Origin of the sequence: Ancylobacter terrae (genome assembly GCF_045108345.1) — a bacterium.
GTDB lineage: Bacteria > Pseudomonadota > Alphaproteobacteria > Rhizobiales > Xanthobacteraceae > Ancylobacter.
Genome location: NZ_JBJGXH010000001.1, coordinates 957,688 through 974,043, shown reverse-complemented (window position 1 = coordinate 974,043; position 16,356 = coordinate 957,688). Strand labels below are relative to the sequence as shown.

Here is a 16,356-nt window from a genome sequence, read left to right as displayed (position 1 = left end):
GGCGAAGGTGTGGCCCGCCGGCTGGGAGACGCGGCGGTGAGCGCGACGGTGTCGATCGAGGATCGCGGCTTCACGCTGGGCGACGGCGTGTTCGACACCGCGCTCGCCTTGGGCGGCGTGATGCTGGCCCGCGACCGCCATGTGGCGCGCCTCCTCGCCTCGGCGGCAACCATCGGCATCGCCATCGATCCTGCGCGGATCGCGGCGGCGCTCGATGCCGCGCTCGGCCCCTCCCCGATGATCGTCCGCACCACGCTGACGCGGGGCAGCGCGGCGCGCGGGCTGTGGCCGCTGAGCGCCGGGGAGCCGACGCTGGTCGTCACCACCGCCCCGTGGTCACCGGCCATGCTCGGCCAGCCGGCGCGCCTCGTCACCGCCTCCGCATCGCGCAACGAGCGCTCACCGAGCGCGAACCTGAAAGCCCTCGGCTATCTCGACCATATCCTCGCCGCCCGGCAGGCGGCGGAAGCGGGCGCCGACGACGCGCTGATCCTCAACACGCAGGGCCGCGTCGCCTGCTCGACCATCGCCAATGTGTTTGCCCTGAAGGACGGCAGGTTGATCACGCCCCCGCTCGATGAGGGCTGCCTGCCGGGCATCATGCGCGCGCAGGTGATCGAGGTCGCCCCCGCGCTCGGCCTCGACGCCGTGGAAGCGCCGCTGGCGCCGGCCGATCTCGCGAGCGCCGATGCGGTGTTCCTGACCAACAGCCTGCGTTTCATCCGCCCGGTGGCGGCGCTCGACGGCGCCCCCCTCGGCACCGCCCCGCTCGACGGATTGCTCGCGGCGCTGCGGGCGCGGGCCGCCGCCGAGTGCGGGATCGATCCGGCGGGATAGCACCCCGAACAGCTGAATCAATCTGCGCGGAAGCTGCCGGAACCTTTTGATCCGAAAGGGCTACTCAGAACCGCGCCGGCAGGTTGAAGTGCGACCAGTCGGCCTTCGGGATGCTCTCGCCGACCCGGAAGGCAAAGGCCACCACCTTGTGGCGCGCGGCATCCAGCTCGCAGTGATAGCTCACCTCGTACCAGTTCAGATGGCTCCGGAAAGCGCCGCCATCGACCACCAGTATGTCGCCCTTCATGCGCGATTCCGACATGGCGTAGTCGACCAGACGGTCCGGCTGGTAGGTGCCCTGCCAGGCGTGGATCTGCTCCATCGCCTCGAGATTGCAGAGCTGGGCGATGCGGTCGTCGTCGCCGAGGCTGGCGAGCTGGCGGCGGGTCGAGCGGCTCTTCGGATCGTCCAGCACCTTCTCGGCGTAGAGGCGCGTCGCCTCGACCATGTCCGGCACGGAGGGGGTGGAGCGGCCGGCCGGCCGGCTTTGCGACGGCGCGAGGGGCGCGGCCTGCGGCACCCGATCGGTCGCGGCCGGCAGCGGTATCGATGGCGCGGCGGGCGGCGCGGCGGCCTCCAGCGGCGGCAGCTTCGCCGCGAGCGCGGCGAGTTCCTGCCCGCTGACCATCTCGACATCCATCGCCGGCCCGCCGGCATTCTCCAGCGGACGCGCCACCGCCAGCCAGAGCGCGGCGGCGAGCAACAGGAGATGCAGGCCAACCGACCCCGCCGCGCGCAGCAGCGCCTCGACCGGGCGCCCCGGCCCGGCCGGCAGCGGCCAGCGCTCCGCCGGCAGCGGTGCGATCGGCAGCGCTATCGGCAGCGGTGTGGCGGTCTCGAACCTCATGCGCGGCGCGCGGTCCCGGCGGTGCTGGTGGCGCCATGCATCGCCGATCGAGCCGGCATCATTGTGGCCGCCGGCCGCAGGAGGGGGCGGTCAGGGCGCGGCCGCTGACCGGATCTGCCCGGCCAGCCGGACGAGGTCGGCGCCGCTCACCTTGCGGCCGGTGCGGCGCCAGTCGGTGGTCGCGGCGATGACGAGCCCGCTCGCCGGCACGATCATGATCATCTGCCCGCCGAAGCCGGCGGCATAGGCGGCGCCCGGCCCGAATACGCGGCGGCGCGGGATCCACCAGAGATAGCCATAGCCCTGCCCGCCCCGCCCGGTTTCCGACAGCGGCGTCGTCGAGGCGGCGACCCAGTCCTCCGGCACGATCGCCCGGCCGTCCCACCGGCCGCGCTGCAGATAGAGCTGCCCGAAGCGGGCGGCATCGCGGGTGGAGAGACGGAACGGATAGGCCGGATGCTCGGAGACGGCCTCGCGCACATAGCGCCCGTCCGCCGCCGAAAAATCGCGCATCCCGATCGGCCGGGCGATGCGGGCCTCGAAGGCGGTGAAGATGTCCTCGCCGGTCGCACGACGGTAGATCGTGCCGAGCGCGTTGAAATCCCAGTTGTTGTAGTACCAGAAGCGGCCCGGCGGATGGCTGCCCCGCGCCGGCCGGTCCCGCTTCATCGGCGCCGTCTCGTGCGCGGCAGGGTGATAGACGCCGGAGCGCGCCATCAGCAGGTCGCGCAGGCTCGCCTGCTTCTCCTGTGGCGTCAGCGAGGGCGGCACGTCGTCGATGCCGAGATCGGCGAGGGTGGCGGAAAGATCGAGCTTGCCCTCCGCGACCGCGATGCCGATCAGCGCGCCGATCAGGCTCTTGCGCACCGAGGCAACGTCGATCTTCTCCGCGAGCACGCCGCGCTCGCCGATCGGTTCGCCGTCCTTCAGCACCGACATAGCGGTGACCCCGAGCGCCCCGGCCTCGTCCAGCGCCGCCGAAAGCTCGGCGACCCCGGCCCGCGCCGTGCCGAAGGGAAACGACAGCGCCGCACCGAGCACGGCGCGGCGGCTGATCGTGCCGTTCATCGCGGCGGCGGCGTGGCGGGACCCGGCCATGGCGCCGCCGCCCGCCTCACTCCGCCGCCGGCTGTGCCTGCGCGTTGAGGCTCTGGCGCTTCATCTGCAGCTTGTTCAGCGCGATGATGTAGGCCTGCGCCGAGGCGACCAGCGTATCGGGATCGGAGCCGCGCCCGGTCACCGCCTTGTCGCCCTCCTCCAGCCGCACCGACACCTCGGCCTGCGCGTCGGTGCCCTCGGTCACCGCATGGACCTGGTAGAGCGCGAGCTTGGCGGCATGGGGGACGATCGCCTGGATGCAGTTGAACACCGCGTCCACCGGCCCGTTGCCCTCGCACTCCTCGGTGATGACGACGCCGTCCACCGCCAGCTTCATGGTGGCGCGCTGGGGCCCGTGGCTGCCGGCGATGACCGAGAGCGAGACCAGCTTCATGCGGTCATGCGCGGCGGCGATCTCCTGGTCCACCAGCGCCTCGATGTCCTCGTCATAGACCACCTTCTTGCGGTCGGCGAGGTCCTTGAAGCGGGTGAAGGCATCGTTCAGCGCGTTCTCGCCCAATTCGTAGCCGAGCGCCTTCAGCTTGTCGCGGAAGGCGGCGCGGCCGGAATGCTTGCCCATCACCAGCGAGGTCTTGGAGACGCCGACGCTTTCCGGCGTCATGATCTCGTAGGTGGTGTTGTTCTTCAGCATGCCGTCCTGGTGGATGCCGCTCTCATGGGCGAAGGCGTTCCGGCCGACGATCGCCTTGTTGTACTGCACCGGGAACGAGGTCACCGCCGAGACCAGCTTGGAGGCGCGGGTCAGCATGCCCGCGTCGATGCCGGTGGCGAAGGGCAGCACGTCGCCGCGGGTGCGGATGGCCATCACCACCTCTTCCAGCGCCGCATTGCCGGCGCGCTCGCCGAGGCCGTTGACCGTGCACTCGATCTGCCGCGCGCCGCCGGCCAGCGCCGCCAGCGAATTGGCGACCGCGAGGCCCAGATCGTCGTGGCAATGGGCGGAATAGACGATCTCGTCCGCATTCGGCACGCGGTCGGCGACATAGGCGCGGACCTCGCGGAACATCGCCTCATATTCGGAGGGCGTCGCATAGCCGACCGTGTCGGGCAGGTTGATGGTGGTGGCGCCCGCCTTGATGGCGGTGACGACGCAGCGCGCCAGATAGTCGATCGGCGTGCGAGTGGCGTCCATCGCCGACCACTCGATGTTGTCGATCAGGTTGCGCGCCTGCGTCACCGTGGCGGTGATGATGTCGAGCACCTGCTCCTGCGACTTGCGCATCTGGTGTTCCAGATGGATCGGCGAGGTCGACACGAAGGTGTGGATGCGCGGGCGCGCGGCATGCTTCACCGCCTCGCCGGCGCGGGCGATGTCGGCGGGAATGGCGCGGGCGAGGCCGGCCACCACCGCGTTCTTCGTGCGCCGGGCGATCTCGGCCACCGCCTCGAAATCGCCGTTGGAAGCGATCGGAAAGCCCGCCTCGATGATGTCGACGCCCATGGCGTCGAGCAGGTCGGCGACCTGCAGCTTCTCCTCCAGCGTCATCGAGGCGCCGGGGCACTGCTCGCCGTCGCGCAGCGTGGTGTCGAAGATGACGACGCGGTCATGGGCGATGGACATCGGGATCTTTCCTTCTTCTCAGGGTCCGGGCACCCGCACAGGGCCTCGACCGGACGTCGGCATGGAGCGGTCTCGGTTGTTCGTCTCCCCTGAGCGCCCAGGCGTCACGCCCGGCCGGCTCTCAGGGGCGGCTAAGAAGAAGGAGACCCGAGAACAGGAGAGCGCCGTCCCGGAACCGCGTGGCGGCCGGGTTCGCAGCGGTGCGGCTCGACGACGGATGCGTCACGGCTCGGCTTTCGCGCGGTTGCTCTCTGGAACGGGTATTAGCGGAGACGCGGGGGGCGTGGCAAGGGGGTTGCCGGAGACGGGAAGTTTTCATCAGAGGAACGCTCCACCCGTATCGCGACCTCCGTAAAGCACACGCAGAATTTCCACCTGCCCCGCCCACTCGCGATAGACGATCAGAACCCGCCGTTTCACGGCGAGCGTACGCACGCCGAGGACGATATCGTCTCGTGCCCTTCCCCGCTCCGGAAAGGTCACAAGCGACAGGCACGCGGCCTCGAGCCGGTCGATGTAACCGGCGGCGACGCCGTGCCCGGCCATTCGGGTAATATATTCATACAACCCAAGCAGATCGTCTTCCGCAAGCGGACGGAACACGACATTAGGCATCGCCTTCGTCGGACCTCGAAGCCTGCGCGACGCGCCGTCGAAGTTTCGCGAACACCTCGTCCGCCGGAATTGAGGGGCGCGGGTCGTCCAGCGCTTCCGCCACCTTGCGGCGGACGATTTCGTCGAGCGCGGCGTCCTCGCGGTCGAGTGCCCGCAACGCGGCGCGCATCACCTCGCTGGCCGAGGCGTAGGCGCCGGATTCGAGCCTCGCGTCGACACTCTTTTGCTGTTCACCGAGAGTGACCGTGATGGGGCGGCTCGTTCTCATACTGACAGCTTAGCGCATGACATTGTCATACACCATACGCCATTGCCCGCTCCTCATCCACAATGTAGTCGCGGAGCACCGGCACGGCGTCGCGCTCAGGCGCCCGGCGGCACAACGGGAAAACACGCGTCGAAGAACGGATCCGATCCCTCGAATATCTTGTCCTTGACCATCTTGAAGACGTGGAACCGCCCATTGAACGGCGGCTCGTCTTCACTGAACAGGTAGGCCACGCCAAAGGTCGCGGGGGCCAGCCGGTAGATTTCTTCCATGAGGCGCCGCTGCCGGCCGAGAATGTTCGTCGGCACGTGGTTTCGTTCGAAGTTCAGGCAGGTGACGAGCTCGTACGTGCGCTGGAAGCGAAGCCCTCGCCGGACGATCGACGTATCGGCATCGGCAAAGCCCGCAGGTGCGGTGCGTATCTGGTTGTGCGTGAGTTCGCGGAAGATGCAGTCCTCGATCTTCACGGCGAGTTCGGCGAGCAATTCCTCCTCGCGCTCCTCGAAAGGCGCATATTCATCGTCGGTGCAGGGCTCATGGCCCAACTTCTCGCCGAGCCCCGAGACGAGCCACATGTGATACTGGAACATGCTGCCCGCGCTCCGCTCCTTCAGGCTCCCGCGCCCCCCGCCATCGCCCGCTCTTCATCCACGATGTAGTCGCGGATCACCGGAACGGCGTCGCGCTCGTTGGCGAGCAGGAGCTGGAACACCATGTTCGAGCCGTTGAGGAAGCCGAGCTCGACCGCGGCGAGGTAGAACTCCCACATGCGGGCGAAGCGCTCGCCCATCATCGCCACCACCTCGGGGCGCTTCGCCTCGAAGTTCAGGCGCCAGTGGCGGATGGTCCAGTAATAGTGCAGGCGCAGGATCTCGCAGTCCGCCGCCCACAGCCCCACCCGCTCCAGCGAGGCGAACACTTCCGACATCGCCGGCACATAGCCGCCGGGGAAGATGTATTTGCGGATGAACGGCGCGGTCGAGCCGGGCGGCGACATGCGACCGATGGCGTGGATCATGGCGAAACCACCGGGCTTCAGGAGGCTCTTCACCTTGTCGAAATAGGCGTCGAAATGGGTGACGCCGACATGCTCCATCATGCCGACCGAGACCACCCGGTCGAAGGTGCCGGTGAGCTCGCGGTAGTCGCGCTCGAAGAAGGTGATGCGCTCCAGCACGCCGGCCGCCTCCGCGCGCTTCTTCGATTCGGCGAGCTGCTCGGTGGCGACGTTGATGGCGGTGACGTGCACGCCGAGCTTGGCGAGGTGGATGGCGAGCGCCCCCCAGCCCGAGCCGATCTCGGCGACGGTCATGCCGGGCTGAAGCTTCAGCTTGGCCGCGATATGGCGCAGCTTCGCCTCCTGCGCTTCCTCGAGGCTCGATTCCGGCGTCGGGAAATAGGCGCAGGAATAGATCATCTGCGAATCGAGCCACAGCCGGTAGAATTCGGGCGGGTGGTCGTAATGGCTCTGCGCGTTCTTCGCCGCCCGCCCCAGCGGGTTCGACTGGTGCCAGCGCTTCAGCGCCCGCCAGCCCCGGCGCAGCGCCCGCTGCACCGGATGGGCGGCGAGCCCCTTCCGGTTCACCGAGAACAGCAGCAGGAAGTCATAGACCGTGCTGCCGTTCTCGAAGACGAGCCGCCCGTCCATATAGGCCTCGGCCGAGATCAGCTCCGGATTGAAGAACAGCTCGCGCTCGAGCTTGGCATCCGTGAACCGCACCGTGACGTCGGGCCCGTCGCGCCCCGAACCGAAGCTCGAGCGGCTTCCGTCCGCGGCGATGACGTTCAACCGCCCCTTTTCGACGAAGCGGTTCAGCAGATTGGCCAGCAGACGCATCGGGACGCCGTTTCCTTCCGGTTGACGCCGGCATCGGGCACAGCCGGCGTCCCCCTGTCAAGGCAAGGCGCTGCTCAGGCGGCGCTGAACTCGTCATAGGCGCCGAGCGCGTCGGCGGCATACATCAGCGCCGGCCCGCCGCCCATGTAGACGCACATGGCGAGCGTCTCGGCCACCTCCTCGCGGGTGGCGCCCAGCCCCTTCAGCGCCTTCATGTGGAAGCCGATGCAGCCGTCGCAGCGCTGGGTGACGCCGATGGCGAGGGCGATCAGCTCCTTCGCCTTCTTGTCCAGCGCGCCGTCGGCGGAGGCGCCCTTGGCGAGCGCGTAGAACCCCTGCATCGCCTCCGGCGCCAGCTTGCGCAGCTCGGCGGCGTTGGCGGAGATCGAACGGGTGATGTCGGTATAGTTCTTCATGGCCTTGGCTCCTGCCGTCAGCACGGCGCTTGTCATTTCGTATTTTTCTGATATCATGAAAATATGAATTGTAAACCGCCTCCGCAACAGTCCGTACCCACGATCGAGGACATCGCGGCGAAGTCGGAGCAGGTCGCGAGCTTCCTCAAGGGGCTGGCGAACCCGCATCGGCTCCAGATCCTGTGCCTGCTGGCCGCCGGGCCGCGCAGCGTCGGCGAGCTGATCGAGGCCACCGGCATCGGCCAGACCTCGATGTCGCAGCATCTCGCCCGGCTGAAGGACGAGGGCATCGTCGACTTCGAGCGCCGGCACCGCACGCTCAGCTACCGGATCGCGCATCCGGCCGTCGCCGACATCATGGATGCGCTGTACAACCACTTCTGCCGCAAGGAATGACCGCCGTGAACATGATCAACCGCACCAGCATCAACCCCGCCCAGCTGGCCGAATGGCTCGCGAAGGGTGAGGCGACGCTGATCGACGTGCGCGAACCCGACGAGTTCGCCGCCGAGCACATTGCCGCCGCCGCCTCCGTGCCGCTCGGCGGGCTGGCGAAGGCGCTGGCCGCGCTGCCGCCGGCCCAAGGCCGCCGCCTCGTGTTCCAGTGCCTCAAGGGCGGGCGCGGCGAGCAGGCGCGCCAGAGCGCCAGCGCACTCGGCTATGACGCCTATAATCTCGCGGGCGGCATCGGCGCCTGGAAGGCGGCCGGTCTTCCCGTGCTCGGCAGCGAGAGCAAGCGCGACAACGCCCCGCCCTCGATCTTCCGGCAGGTGCAGATCGGCGTCGGCTTCCTCGTGCTGGCCTCTGTGCTCGGCGGCTTCGCCGGTTGGAGCGCCGGATTCATGATGGCCGGCCTGTTCGGCACGGCGCTGATGATCTCCGGCATCACCGGCTGGTGCGGCCTCGCGCTCCTGCTCCAGCGCATGCCGTGGAACCGCGCCTGAGGCGCCGCGCGGCGCCTCAGTTCGCCTCGGGCAGCGCCAGCGCCTTCTGCTGGTGCTCCGGCCGCAGCAGCTTCTTGACCGGCCCGCTCGCCACCACCTCGCCGTGATCGAAGAAGGCCTCGTGGTTCTTCTCGATGTCGTCGAGCAGGTAGCGGTAATTGACCATCAGCCCGGCCGCCTGCTTCAGGCCCTTGGGCGAGGGATCGCCGAACGGATTGATGCGCTCCAGGCGCGCGCCATTGCCGAGATGGAACCGCGCGACCGGGTCGATCGGGCGCCCCTTGGGCGTGCGGGCGACGAGCAAATAATGCGCCGCGAGCGAGGCCAGCAGCGGCGCCAGCGCCTTCTGCGCCGCGGCGTCCTCCGCCAGCCCCGCCGCGTCGAGCGCCTCCAGCGCCTGCCGGTCCGCCGGCGTGAGCACCACGGAAGCCTCGCGCTTCCGCTCGCCCTCCAGCCACGCGCCGAAGCCCGGCACCGGCGACAGCGTCACGAAGGTAGCCAGCGTCGGCAGTTCCCGCGAAATCTCCTCGACCACCTGCTTGATGAGGAAGTTGCCGAAGCTGATGCCGCCGAGTCCGCGCTGGCAGTTGGAGATGGAATAGAACACCGCCGTCGTCGCCTTGGCCGGGTCCAGCGGCGCGCGCTTCTCGGCGAGGATGGGGCCGATGGCGCCGGGCACCTCGCGGGTCAGCGCCACCTCGACGAAGATCAGCGGCTCGTCCACGAGGGCGGGATGGAAGAAGGCGTAGCAACGCCGGTCCGGACTGTCGACGCGCGCACGCAGGTCGTTCCAGTCGCGGATGGCATGCACCGCCTCGTAGCGGATGATCGTCTCCAGCACGTTGGCGGGCGTCGACCAGTCGATCCGGCGCAGCACGAGGAACCCCCGATTGAACCACGATGAGAACAGGTGGGTGAAATCGTGGTCGAGTACAGTGAAATCCGCGCGACGGGCCAGCGCCTCCAGCAGGGTCGCCCGCATGGCGACGAGTTCCGCGGTGGCGCCGGGGGCGAGGTTGAGCCGGCGGATCAGCTCCTGACGGCGGGGTTCGCTCGCTTTGTGCAACTCGGCGGCCGATGCGTCGGAAGGAGATTCCGCATAGGCCGCGACGGCGCGGGACAGCCTGCCCTTGTCGGGCCCGAAGGTCTCGACCAAGGCCTCGAAGAAGGCGAATCGCTCCCCCGTCTTCAGCCGCCGGTACTCGCTGAGGATTTCGCGGGCCAGCGCCACGCCGGAGGCTTCGCCCCGCCCCGAGAGCAATTGCTCGCACAGCGCCACGATGCTGGCCGCGCGCGCGGCACCCGCCGGCCGCCGCTCGCGCCCGAGATCGAGCAGCGAGCGCCCGCGCTCGGCGATGGTGCCGAGGAGATCGCCGAAGAAGCTCGCATTGCTGGCTGCCATGCCGGTCCCTTCCGCCGTCGCGCCCCCATCGGAACGCGAAGCGCAGGCCGGCGCAAGCCGGACCTTCGTCCGGCCGCCACCCCGGCGAGGGTCAGCCGAAGGCGAGATCGACCAGCAGCTTGATGTTCAGTGCGATGATCATCGTCGCCGCCAGCGCGGCGAGCACGGTCTGCCAGCGCGGCGCGGTGAACACGCCCATCTTGCGCTTGTCGGCGGTGAACATGATCAGCGGCACGATGGCGAAGGGCAGTTGCAGGCTGAGGATCACCTGGCTGAGGATCAGCAGCGAGCCGGCCCCCTCCTCGCCATAGGCGATGGTGACGGCACCCGCCGGCACGATGGCGATGCCGCGGGTGATGAGCCGGCGCAGCCAGGGGGCGAGCTTCATCTCGATGAAGCCCTCCATCACCGCCTGCCCGGCGATGGTCGCTGTCACCGTCGAGCTGAGGCCGCAGCACAGCAGCGCCACCGCGAACAGGGTCGGCGCCAGGGAACTGCCGAGCAGCGGATTGAGCAGTTCGTGCGCCTTGCCGAGATCGGCCACCTCGCCGGTGCCGCCGTGATGGAAGGCGGACGCCGCGAGGATCAGGATCGAGGCGTTGATGGTGAGCGCGAACATCAGCGCGAAGGTGGAATCGAAGGTGGCGAGCCGGATCGCCGTGCGCTTGCCCTCCTCCGTGTCGTCGTGCCGCCGCGTCTGCACGATCGCCGAGTGCAGGTAGAGATTGTGCGGCATCACCGTCGCGCCGAGAATGCCGAGCGCGAGATAGAGCATGTCGGGATTGGTGACGATCTCGGTGGTGGGCGCAAAGCCCCGGATCACGTCGCCCCAGTTCGGATCGGCGAGCGCGATCTGGATGCCGAAACAGGCGGCGATGATGCCGAGCAGCGCGACGATCAATGCCTCCACCCAGCGGAAGCCGAGATTCTGCAGCCACAGGATCAGGAAGACGTCGAGCGCGGTGAGGATCACGCCGATCTCGAGCGGAATGCCGAACAGCAGGTTGAGGCCGATCGCCGTGCCGATCACCTCGGCGAGGTCGGTCGCGCAGATCGCCGCCTCGGCGAGGATCCACAGCACGAAGGCGACCGGGCGCGGGAAGGCGTCGCGGCAGGCCTGGGCGAGGTCGCGGCCCGAGGCGACGCCGAGCCGCGAGCACAGCGCCTGCAACAGGATCGCGATCATGTTGGAGAGCAGCGCGACGACCAGCAGGCTGTAGCCGAAGCGCGAGCCGCCGGCGAGCGAGGTCGCCCAGTTGCCGGGGTCCATATAGCCGGTGGCGACGAGATAGCCGGGCCCGAGGAAGGCGAACAGGCGCGCCATGCCCGGCCGCTTCGGCACGGCGATGGAGCCGTGCACCTCCGAGAGCGGCGGTTCGCCCCGCGCCCGCCGCCAGCCGTCCGATTGCCCCGCCGCCCGATCCAGCATCGGCTTCCCGCTCATGCAGTTGAGATTGAATTGCAACTAATGTGCGGAAGGTCAGCTCTCCTGTCAATGCGATTGCGAACGATTTGCATGTGAACCGCACGACGGCCGCCGGACGGCGCCCGCGATGCATCAAATTTGCGTGCATCGCACCATCGCGGCTATGCTCGAGCCGAAAGCTGCGGCTTGGTGGCTGCATGCTCCGTGCCCTCCGCATGCTGGTCATCGGTTTCCTGCTCGTCTTCGCCCTGCCGCTCGGCGCCCATGCCGTGTTCCTGTGGACACGCGAGGACCTCACCGGCCACTGGAGCCAGAGCGACTGGTCGAGTTCCGGCATCCTGCCGACCGCGCAGACCCATCCCGACGCGATGGTGCGCATCTACGCGGCGCGCGTCGGCCGCTGGCGCGGTATCTTCGCGGTCCACAGCTGGATCGTCGTCAAGGACCAGGGCGGTGCCTTCGAGCGCTTCGACAAGGTCGGCTGGGGCTCGCCCATCCGCCGCAACGGCTACCCGCCGGACGCCCGCTGGTACGGCCACGCGCCGGAGCTGGTCTTCGCCGCCGACGGCGAGGCGGCGAAAGCGCTGATCCCGAAGATCCGTCAGGCGGTCGATGCCTATCGCTATGCGCGGCCGGGCGACTACACCGTGTGGCCGGGGCCGAACTCCAACACCTTCGTCGCCTCGGTGGTGGCGCAGGTGCCGGAAATGGCGGTCGCCATGCCGCCCAACGCCATCGGCAAGGACTACCCGCTCGACGGTTCCTGGTTCGGTCTCGCCCCCTCGCGCACCGGCGTGAAGCTCACGCTCGGCGGCTATGCCGGGCTGACGCTGGCCTGGGTGGAAGGCATCGAGTTCAACCTGCTCGGCGCCGTGGCCGGTCTCGACCTGCGCCGCCCCGGCCTCAAGATCCCCGGCTTCGGCCGCGTGGGGATTTAGCAGAGCGGGGCACGGCAGCGCGAAGCGGAACGGAGCGCTCAGTCCGTGCTGTCCCGCGGCACCAACGTCACGGTCGGCGGGTCATCGGCGATGACGTCCAGACACACAGCGAAAGTGCTTCGCTCCCCGATAGCTGTCTCTGATCGCGGGTTGACACAGCAGAAAGTCAGCGCCTTCCACCTGATAGAGGAAATGCTCCGAAACCAGACCTTGTGTGTGGAGATCTTCGCGATTCAGGACGTGCTCGTCGCACATCCGCAAGACGTAGCTGTGACGGAAGTGAACACGCAGCGCCTTGGTCTCATCGTGGGGGACGATAAACATGGCGAAAATCGCGTTGCCATCAGAGCGTAGGCTGATGATATCGCTGACGCTGCTTTTAATCGGCACGTCCAGAGGCAACGGTATGTAAAGTGCCAAGCGGCCCTCCGCAGCAAGAACGTCGAGGCGGGGAGGATGTTATCCGCTTCCTCCGACATGACACGATCAGGATCGTCGATTTTTCACGACTCGCACGCCCGGTGCCGGCCCGGTGCCCGCCCGGCATCCCGCGCTAACCACGCCGCGGGCTTGCCGCGAAGCTCGCTTGCGCGGGGCTTAATCGCGGGCATAGTTGCACGCAACCAAGGGAGGGCTTCATGTCTCGCGTCCGACGTCTGGCACGTGTGGTTTCGGCAATGGCCTGCGGCGTCGGGCTGACGCTCGCCGCCTCCGCGGCCGGGGCGGCCCCCTGCGGCAATGACGGCAGCGGCTTCGCCGCATGGCTGCCGGTGTTCAAGCAGGAGGCGGCGGCGCAGGGCATCTCCGCCAGCGCGCTCGGCGCCCTGAACGGGGTCACCTACGACACCGGCGTCATCCGGCTCGACCGAAACCAGAAGCATTTCAGCGTCAGCTTCGAGCAGTTCATCGCCAACCGCGTCGGCAGCGGGCGCATCAGCAAGGGCAAGGCGATGCTGAAGCAGCACGCCGCCCTGCTCGCCCGCATCGAGCAGCAATTCGGCGTCCCCGGCCCGGTGCTGGTGGCGATCTGGGGGATGGAGACCGATTTCGGCGCCAACCAGGGCAACAAGCCGATCTTCGGCTCGCTCGCCACCCTCGCCTATGACTGCCGGCGCTCGGCTTTCTTCACCGGCCAGTTGCTCGACGCGCTGCGCATCTACCAGCGCGGCGACCTCTCGCTCGGCGAGATGAAGGGCGCCTGGGCCGGCGAACTCGGCCAGACCCAGTTCCTGCCCAGTTCCTACATCCGTTTCGCGGTCGACTTCGACGGCAACGGCCGGCGCGACCTGGTCCGCTCCGTGCCGGACGTGCTGGCTTCCACCGCCAACTACCTCAAGGGCTATGGCTGGCGCGGCTCCTCGCCGGACGCGAACATGGGCGCGCTCGCCGGCTGGAACAAAGCGGGCGTCTACCAGAAGGCCATCGCCTATTTCGCCAACAAGCTGCAGCAATAGGCCCCTGCGCCGTCGATCCCCCCGCATGCGGGCGTGACCAATGCGGGCGCGTCCCGTGCGGTGCGGGGGGAGGCAGGCTCCACCCCTGCCCGCCGCGTCCCCTGCCCGCCGCATCCACTGCTCTCGTGAATGCCGATGCCCGTGCCCGACCTCGCCGCCGACGACTATGATTTCGTGATCTTGGGCGCCGGCTCGGCCGGCTGCGTGCTGGCCAACCGGCTCTCGGCCGACCCGCGCCACCGCGTGCTGCTGCTGGAGGCGGGCGGGCGCGACAACTGGATCTGGTTTCACATCCCGGTCGGCTATCTATTCGCCATCGGCAATCCCCGCGCCGACTGGTGCTTCCGGACCGAGCCGGAGCCGGGTCTGAACCGGCGGGCGCTCGCCTATCCGCGCGGCCGCACGCTCGGCGGCTCCTCCGCCATCAACGCCATGATCTACATGCGCGGGCAGGCCGCCGACTACGACCACTGGCGCCAGCTCGGCCTGCCCGGCTGGGGCTGGGACGACGTCTTGCCGATCTTCAAGCGGCACGAGGACCACTACCGTGGCGCCTCGGAGGCGCACGGGGCCGGCGGCGAATGGCGCGTCGAGTTCCCGCGTCTGACCTGGAAGCTGCTCGACACCGTGCGCGCGGCCGCCGCGCAGGACGGCATCGCCCCGATCGACGACTTCAACACCGGCGACAACGAGGGCAGCTCCTATTTCCAGGTGAACCAGAAGCGCGGCTTCCGCTGGAGCGCGGCGCGCGGCTTTCTGAAACCGGTGATGAACCGGCCGAACCTGCGGGTCGAAACCGGTTGCCTCGCCGAGCGCCTTCTCATCGAGAACGGACGGGCCACCGGCGTCGTCTACCGCCGGAACGGCATGCCGCGGATCGCGAAGGCGCGCGGCGAGGTCGTGCTCGCCGCCGGCGCGATCGGCTCGCCGCAGATCCTGAAGCTCTCGGGCATCGGGCCGGGCGCCGAGCTCGCCGGGCACGGCATCGACGTCGCGCTCGACCGGCCGGGCGTCGGCGCCAACCTGCAGGATCACCTGCAGCTCCGCCTGATCTACAAGATTCACGGCCTGCCGACGCTGAACGAGCGCTACCGGTCGCTGATCGGCCGGGCCGGCATGGGGCTGGAATTCGCCCTGTTCCAGCGCGGGCCGCTGACCATGGCGCCCTCGCAGCTCGGCCTCTTTACCCGCTCGCGCCCCGGCATCGAGCGGGCCGATCTCGAATTCCACGTGCAGCCGCTGTCGCTGCCGAAATTCGGCGAGCCGCTGCACCCCTTCCCCGCCTTCACCATGAGCGTGTGCAACCTTCGCCCCACCAGCCGGGGCACGCTGACGCTGGCCAGCGTCGATCCGGCGGCGGCGCCGCGCATCGCGCCGAACTATCTCGCCACCGACGAGGACCGCCGCGTCGCCGCCGATTCCATCCGCGTCGCCCGGCGCATCATCGGCCGGCCGGCGCTCGCGCCCTACCGCCCCGACGAGATGCTGCCCGGCTCGCAGGTGGGCGACGGCGAGGATGAGCTGGTGCGCGCGGCCGGCGATATCGGCACCACCATCTTCCACCCCGTCGGCACGGCGAAGATGGGCCTCGCCACCGACCCGATGGCGGTGGTCGACGCGCGGCTGAAGGTGTTCGGCATCGAGGGCCTGCGCATCGCCGATGCCTCGGTGATGCCGACCATCGTGTCCGGCAACACCAATTCGCCCACCATCATGATCGCCGAGAAGGCCGCGGCGATGATCCTGGAGGACATGCGGGGCTGAGCCGGTTCGCCCGCCCCCTCCTCACTTCGCCAGCAGCACCGTGCGGCAGTCGGGCGGAAGCTCGGCCAGCGTCATCGGCGGCTTCGGCTTTACCGGTTCCTTCGGCGGGGGCGCGGGCTTGGGATGCAGCACCGCGTCGGAGAACCACCAGTCGAGCTCCTTGCCGCAGCCCTCGCCCGCGACGACCGCATCCTGCGCGCGGCATTCGGGGCTGCCGGCCGGGCAGCCGATGCGGATATGCATGTGGTAGTCGTGGCCCCAATAGGGCCGCACCTTCTGCAGCCAGGCGCGCTCGCGGCCGGCATCGCGGCACAGCGCCTTCTTGATGGCGGCATTGACCAGCACCCGCTCGACTTCCGGGTCCTGCGCGGCGGCCTTGATCACGCTGACCAGGGCGGGCGTCCACACCTTGGCATCGACGTCGAGCCGGTCGGGGCGCACGATCATGGTCGCGGAGATCTCCTCGCGCTCCTGCCGGGTGAGTTCGCGGGTGGGCATCGGCGTCAGCCAGATGTCGGCGTCGAGGCCGAGCTGGTGCGAGGCATGGCCGGTGAGCATCGGCCCGCCGCGCGGCTGGGCGATATCGCCGACCAGGATGCCCGGCCAGTTGGACACCTGCGGCACCCGTGCCGCGAAGCGCTCGAGGAAATCCAGCAGCTCGGGGTGCGCCCAGTTGCGGTTGCGCGACAGCCGCATCACCTGCCAGGTCGGCCCGTTCACGGGCAGCGCCACCGCGCCGGCGAGACAGCCCTTGGAATAGAAGCCGATCGAGCGGGCCGCGAGCGGCGCCGGCGCCTTGGCGGCGCCGAACAGCTGCTTGGCCGGCGTGGTGGCCAGTTTGTCCTGCGCCCCGGCGCTGCCCGTCAGGGCGGCGAGGAGAGCAAGGCCGGCCGCGATCCGAAATCCCGATCTCATGCGCCTATCCTAA

18 protein-coding genes are annotated in these 16,356 nt (G+C 69.0%); 6 read left to right on the top strand and 12 right to left on the bottom strand.

Features of this window, described 5'->3' with window-relative positions; translation table 11 throughout:
* Positions 1 to 36 precede the first annotated feature (36 nt).
* Positions 37 to 837: an aminotransferase class IV gene (locus tag ACEUEL_RS04675; RefSeq protein WP_405702643.1), complete on the top strand. Its 801-nt coding sequence runs from the start codon at positions 37 to 39 to the stop codon at positions 835 to 837.
* 64 nt (positions 838 to 901) lie between these two features.
* On the opposite strand, the gene ACEUEL_RS04670 is transcribed toward ACEUEL_RS04675, so the two are convergent.
* The 8 genes from ACEUEL_RS04670 to ACEUEL_RS04635 form a co-directional block, all read right to left on the bottom strand.
* Positions 902 to 1,684 carry a DUF930 domain-containing protein gene (locus ACEUEL_RS04670; protein ID WP_405702641.1) on the bottom strand — a complete coding sequence of 261 codons (783 nt, stop codon included), beginning with the start codon at positions 1,682 to 1,684 and terminating at the stop codon, positions 902 to 904.
* Positions 1,685 to 1,774: 90 nt separating this feature from the next.
* Positions 1,775 to 2,782: a serine hydrolase domain-containing protein gene (locus ACEUEL_RS04665; protein ID WP_405702639.1), complete on the bottom strand. Its 1,008-nt coding sequence runs from the start codon at positions 2,780 to 2,782 to the stop codon at positions 1,775 to 1,777.
* A 16-nt stretch (positions 2,783 to 2,798) separates the two neighbouring features.
* A complete protein-coding gene (locus ACEUEL_RS04660) occupies positions 2,799 to 4,364 on the bottom strand; it encodes a 2-isopropylmalate synthase (protein ID WP_405702638.1) in 1,566 nt (521 codons plus the stop codon).
* A 318-nt stretch (positions 4,365 to 4,682) separates the two neighbouring features.
* The gene (locus ACEUEL_RS04655; RefSeq protein ID WP_405702636.1) at positions 4,683 to 4,979 is read right to left on the bottom strand and encodes a type II toxin-antitoxin system RelE/ParE family toxin; all 297 of its coding nucleotides are present in this window, start codon (positions 4,977 to 4,979) and stop codon (positions 4,683 to 4,685) included.
* On the bottom strand, positions 4,972 to 5,247 hold the full coding sequence (locus tag ACEUEL_RS04650; RefSeq protein ID WP_405702635.1) for a type II toxin-antitoxin system ParD family antitoxin: 276 nt from the start codon (positions 5,245 to 5,247) through the stop codon (positions 4,972 to 4,974). The genes ACEUEL_RS04655 and ACEUEL_RS04650 overlap by 8 nt, the downstream gene beginning before the upstream one ends.
* A gap of 95 nt (positions 5,248 to 5,342) precedes the next feature.
* Positions 5,343 to 5,837 (bottom strand): Imm7 family immunity protein, encoded by a 495-nt coding sequence (locus tag ACEUEL_RS04645; RefSeq protein ID WP_405702634.1) that lies wholly within the window; start codon positions 5,835 to 5,837, stop codon positions 5,343 to 5,345.
* A gap of 20 nt (positions 5,838 to 5,857) precedes the next feature.
* On the bottom strand, positions 5,858 to 7,084 hold the full coding sequence (locus tag ACEUEL_RS04640) for a class I SAM-dependent methyltransferase (protein WP_405702631.1): 1,227 nt from the start codon (positions 7,082 to 7,084) through the stop codon (positions 5,858 to 5,860).
* 74 nt (positions 7,085 to 7,158) lie between these two features.
* A complete protein-coding gene (locus tag ACEUEL_RS04635; RefSeq protein WP_405702630.1) occupies positions 7,159 to 7,500 on the bottom strand; it encodes a carboxymuconolactone decarboxylase family protein in 342 nt (113 codons plus the stop codon).
* A gap of 63 nt (positions 7,501 to 7,563) precedes the next feature.
* Here ACEUEL_RS04635 and ACEUEL_RS04630 point away from each other — a divergent pair, with 63 nt between their 5' ends.
* Together ACEUEL_RS04630 and ACEUEL_RS04625 are read left to right on the top strand one after the other, a co-directional pair.
* The gene (locus ACEUEL_RS04630; protein WP_405702628.1) at positions 7,564 to 7,896 is read left to right on the top strand and encodes an ArsR/SmtB family transcription factor; all 333 of its coding nucleotides are present in this window, start codon (positions 7,564 to 7,566) and stop codon (positions 7,894 to 7,896) included.
* A gap of 11 nt (positions 7,897 to 7,907) precedes the next feature.
* Positions 7,908 to 8,444 (top strand): rhodanese-like domain-containing protein, encoded by a 537-nt coding sequence (locus tag ACEUEL_RS04625; RefSeq protein WP_405706567.1) that lies wholly within the window; start codon positions 7,908 to 7,910, stop codon positions 8,442 to 8,444.
* Positions 8,445 to 8,460: 16 nt separating this feature from the next.
* On the opposite strand, the gene ACEUEL_RS04620 is transcribed toward ACEUEL_RS04625, so the two are convergent.
* Together ACEUEL_RS04620 and ACEUEL_RS04615 are read right to left on the bottom strand one after the other, a co-directional pair.
* The gene (locus ACEUEL_RS04620; protein WP_405702627.1) at positions 8,461 to 9,846 is read right to left on the bottom strand and encodes a malonyl-CoA decarboxylase; all 1,386 of its coding nucleotides are present in this window, start codon (positions 9,844 to 9,846) and stop codon (positions 8,461 to 8,463) included.
* Between the two features lie 91 nt (positions 9,847 to 9,937).
* Complete coding sequence (locus tag ACEUEL_RS04615; protein ID WP_405702625.1) at positions 9,938 to 11,275, bottom strand: Nramp family divalent metal transporter; 1,338 nt, start codon at positions 11,273 to 11,275, stop codon at positions 9,938 to 9,940.
* A gap of 194 nt (positions 11,276 to 11,469) precedes the next feature.
* Between ACEUEL_RS04615 and ACEUEL_RS04610 the strand changes: the two genes are divergently transcribed.
* A complete protein-coding gene (locus tag ACEUEL_RS04610) occupies positions 11,470 to 12,210 on the top strand; it encodes a DUF3750 domain-containing protein (RefSeq protein ID WP_405702622.1) in 741 nt (246 codons plus the stop codon).
* Between the two features lie 81 nt (positions 12,211 to 12,291).
* Here the strand turns inward: ACEUEL_RS04610 and ACEUEL_RS04605 are convergent, their stop codons facing one another.
* Positions 12,292 to 12,630 carry a hypothetical protein gene (locus ACEUEL_RS04605; RefSeq protein WP_405702621.1) on the bottom strand — a complete coding sequence of 113 codons (339 nt, stop codon included), beginning with the start codon at positions 12,628 to 12,630 and terminating at the stop codon, positions 12,292 to 12,294.
* A gap of 218 nt (positions 12,631 to 12,848) precedes the next feature.
* Between ACEUEL_RS04605 and ACEUEL_RS04600 the strand changes: the two genes are divergently transcribed.
* The gene (locus ACEUEL_RS04600; RefSeq protein WP_405702619.1) at positions 12,849 to 13,664 is read left to right on the top strand and encodes a lytic murein transglycosylase; all 816 of its coding nucleotides are present in this window, start codon (positions 12,849 to 12,851) and stop codon (positions 13,662 to 13,664) included.
* Between the two features lie 135 nt (positions 13,665 to 13,799).
* The gene (locus tag ACEUEL_RS04595; RefSeq protein ID WP_405702618.1) at positions 13,800 to 15,428 is read left to right on the top strand and encodes a GMC family oxidoreductase; all 1,629 of its coding nucleotides are present in this window, start codon (positions 13,800 to 13,802) and stop codon (positions 15,426 to 15,428) included.
* A gap of 21 nt (positions 15,429 to 15,449) precedes the next feature.
* Here the strand turns inward: ACEUEL_RS04595 and mepA are convergent, their stop codons facing one another.
* On the bottom strand, positions 15,450 to 16,343 hold the full coding sequence (mepA, locus tag ACEUEL_RS04590) for a penicillin-insensitive murein endopeptidase (protein WP_405702615.1): 894 nt from the start codon (positions 16,341 to 16,343) through the stop codon (positions 15,450 to 15,452).
* Positions 16,344 to 16,356 lie beyond the last annotated feature (13 nt).

Coding starts and splice junctions, on each gene's coding strand:
- ACEUEL_RS04670 (WP_405702641.1), bottom strand. CDS start 1,684: ATGAGGTTCGAGACCGCCACACCGCTGCCGATAGCGCTGCCGATCGCA.
- ACEUEL_RS04665 (WP_405702639.1), bottom strand. CDS start 2,782: ATGGCCGGGTCCCGCCACGCCGCCGCCGCGATGAACGGCACGATCAGC.
- ACEUEL_RS04660 (WP_405702638.1), bottom strand. CDS start 4,364: ATGTCCATCGCCCATGACCGCGTCGTCATCTTCGACACCACGCTGCGC.
- ACEUEL_RS04655 (WP_405702636.1), bottom strand. CDS start 4,979: ATGCCTAATGTCGTGTTCCGTCCGCTTGCGGAAGACGATCTGCTTGGG.
- ACEUEL_RS04650 (WP_405702635.1), bottom strand. CDS start 5,247: ATGAGAACGAGCCGCCCCATCACGGTCACTCTCGGTGAACAGCAAAAG.
- ACEUEL_RS04645 (WP_405702634.1), bottom strand. CDS start 5,837: ATGTTCCAGTATCACATGTGGCTCGTCTCGGGGCTCGGCGAGAAGTTG.
- ACEUEL_RS04640 (WP_405702631.1), bottom strand. CDS start 7,084: ATGCGTCTGCTGGCCAATCTGCTGAACCGCTTCGTCGAAAAGGGGCGG.
- ACEUEL_RS04635 (WP_405702630.1), bottom strand. CDS start 7,500: ATGAAGAACTATACCGACATCACCCGTTCGATCTCCGCCAACGCCGCC.
- ACEUEL_RS04630 (WP_405702628.1), top strand. CDS start 7,564: ATGAATTGTAAACCGCCTCCGCAACAGTCCGTACCCACGATCGAGGAC.
- ACEUEL_RS04625 (WP_405706567.1), top strand. CDS start 7,908: ATGATCAACCGCACCAGCATCAACCCCGCCCAGCTGGCCGAATGGCTC.
- ACEUEL_RS04620 (WP_405702627.1), bottom strand. CDS start 9,846: ATGGCAGCCAGCAATGCGAGCTTCTTCGGCGATCTCCTCGGCACCATC.
- ACEUEL_RS04615 (WP_405702625.1), bottom strand. CDS start 11,275: ATGCTGGATCGGGCGGCGGGGCAATCGGACGGCTGGCGGCGGGCGCGG.
- ACEUEL_RS04610 (WP_405702622.1), top strand. CDS start 11,470: ATGCTCCGTGCCCTCCGCATGCTGGTCATCGGTTTCCTGCTCGTCTTC.
- ACEUEL_RS04600 (WP_405702619.1), top strand. CDS start 12,849: ATGTCTCGCGTCCGACGTCTGGCACGTGTGGTTTCGGCAATGGCCTGC.
- ACEUEL_RS04595 (WP_405702618.1), top strand. CDS start 13,800: ATGCCCGTGCCCGACCTCGCCGCCGACGACTATGATTTCGTGATCTTG.
- mepA (WP_405702615.1), bottom strand. CDS start 16,343: ATGAGATCGGGATTTCGGATCGCGGCCGGCCTTGCTCTCCTCGCCGCC.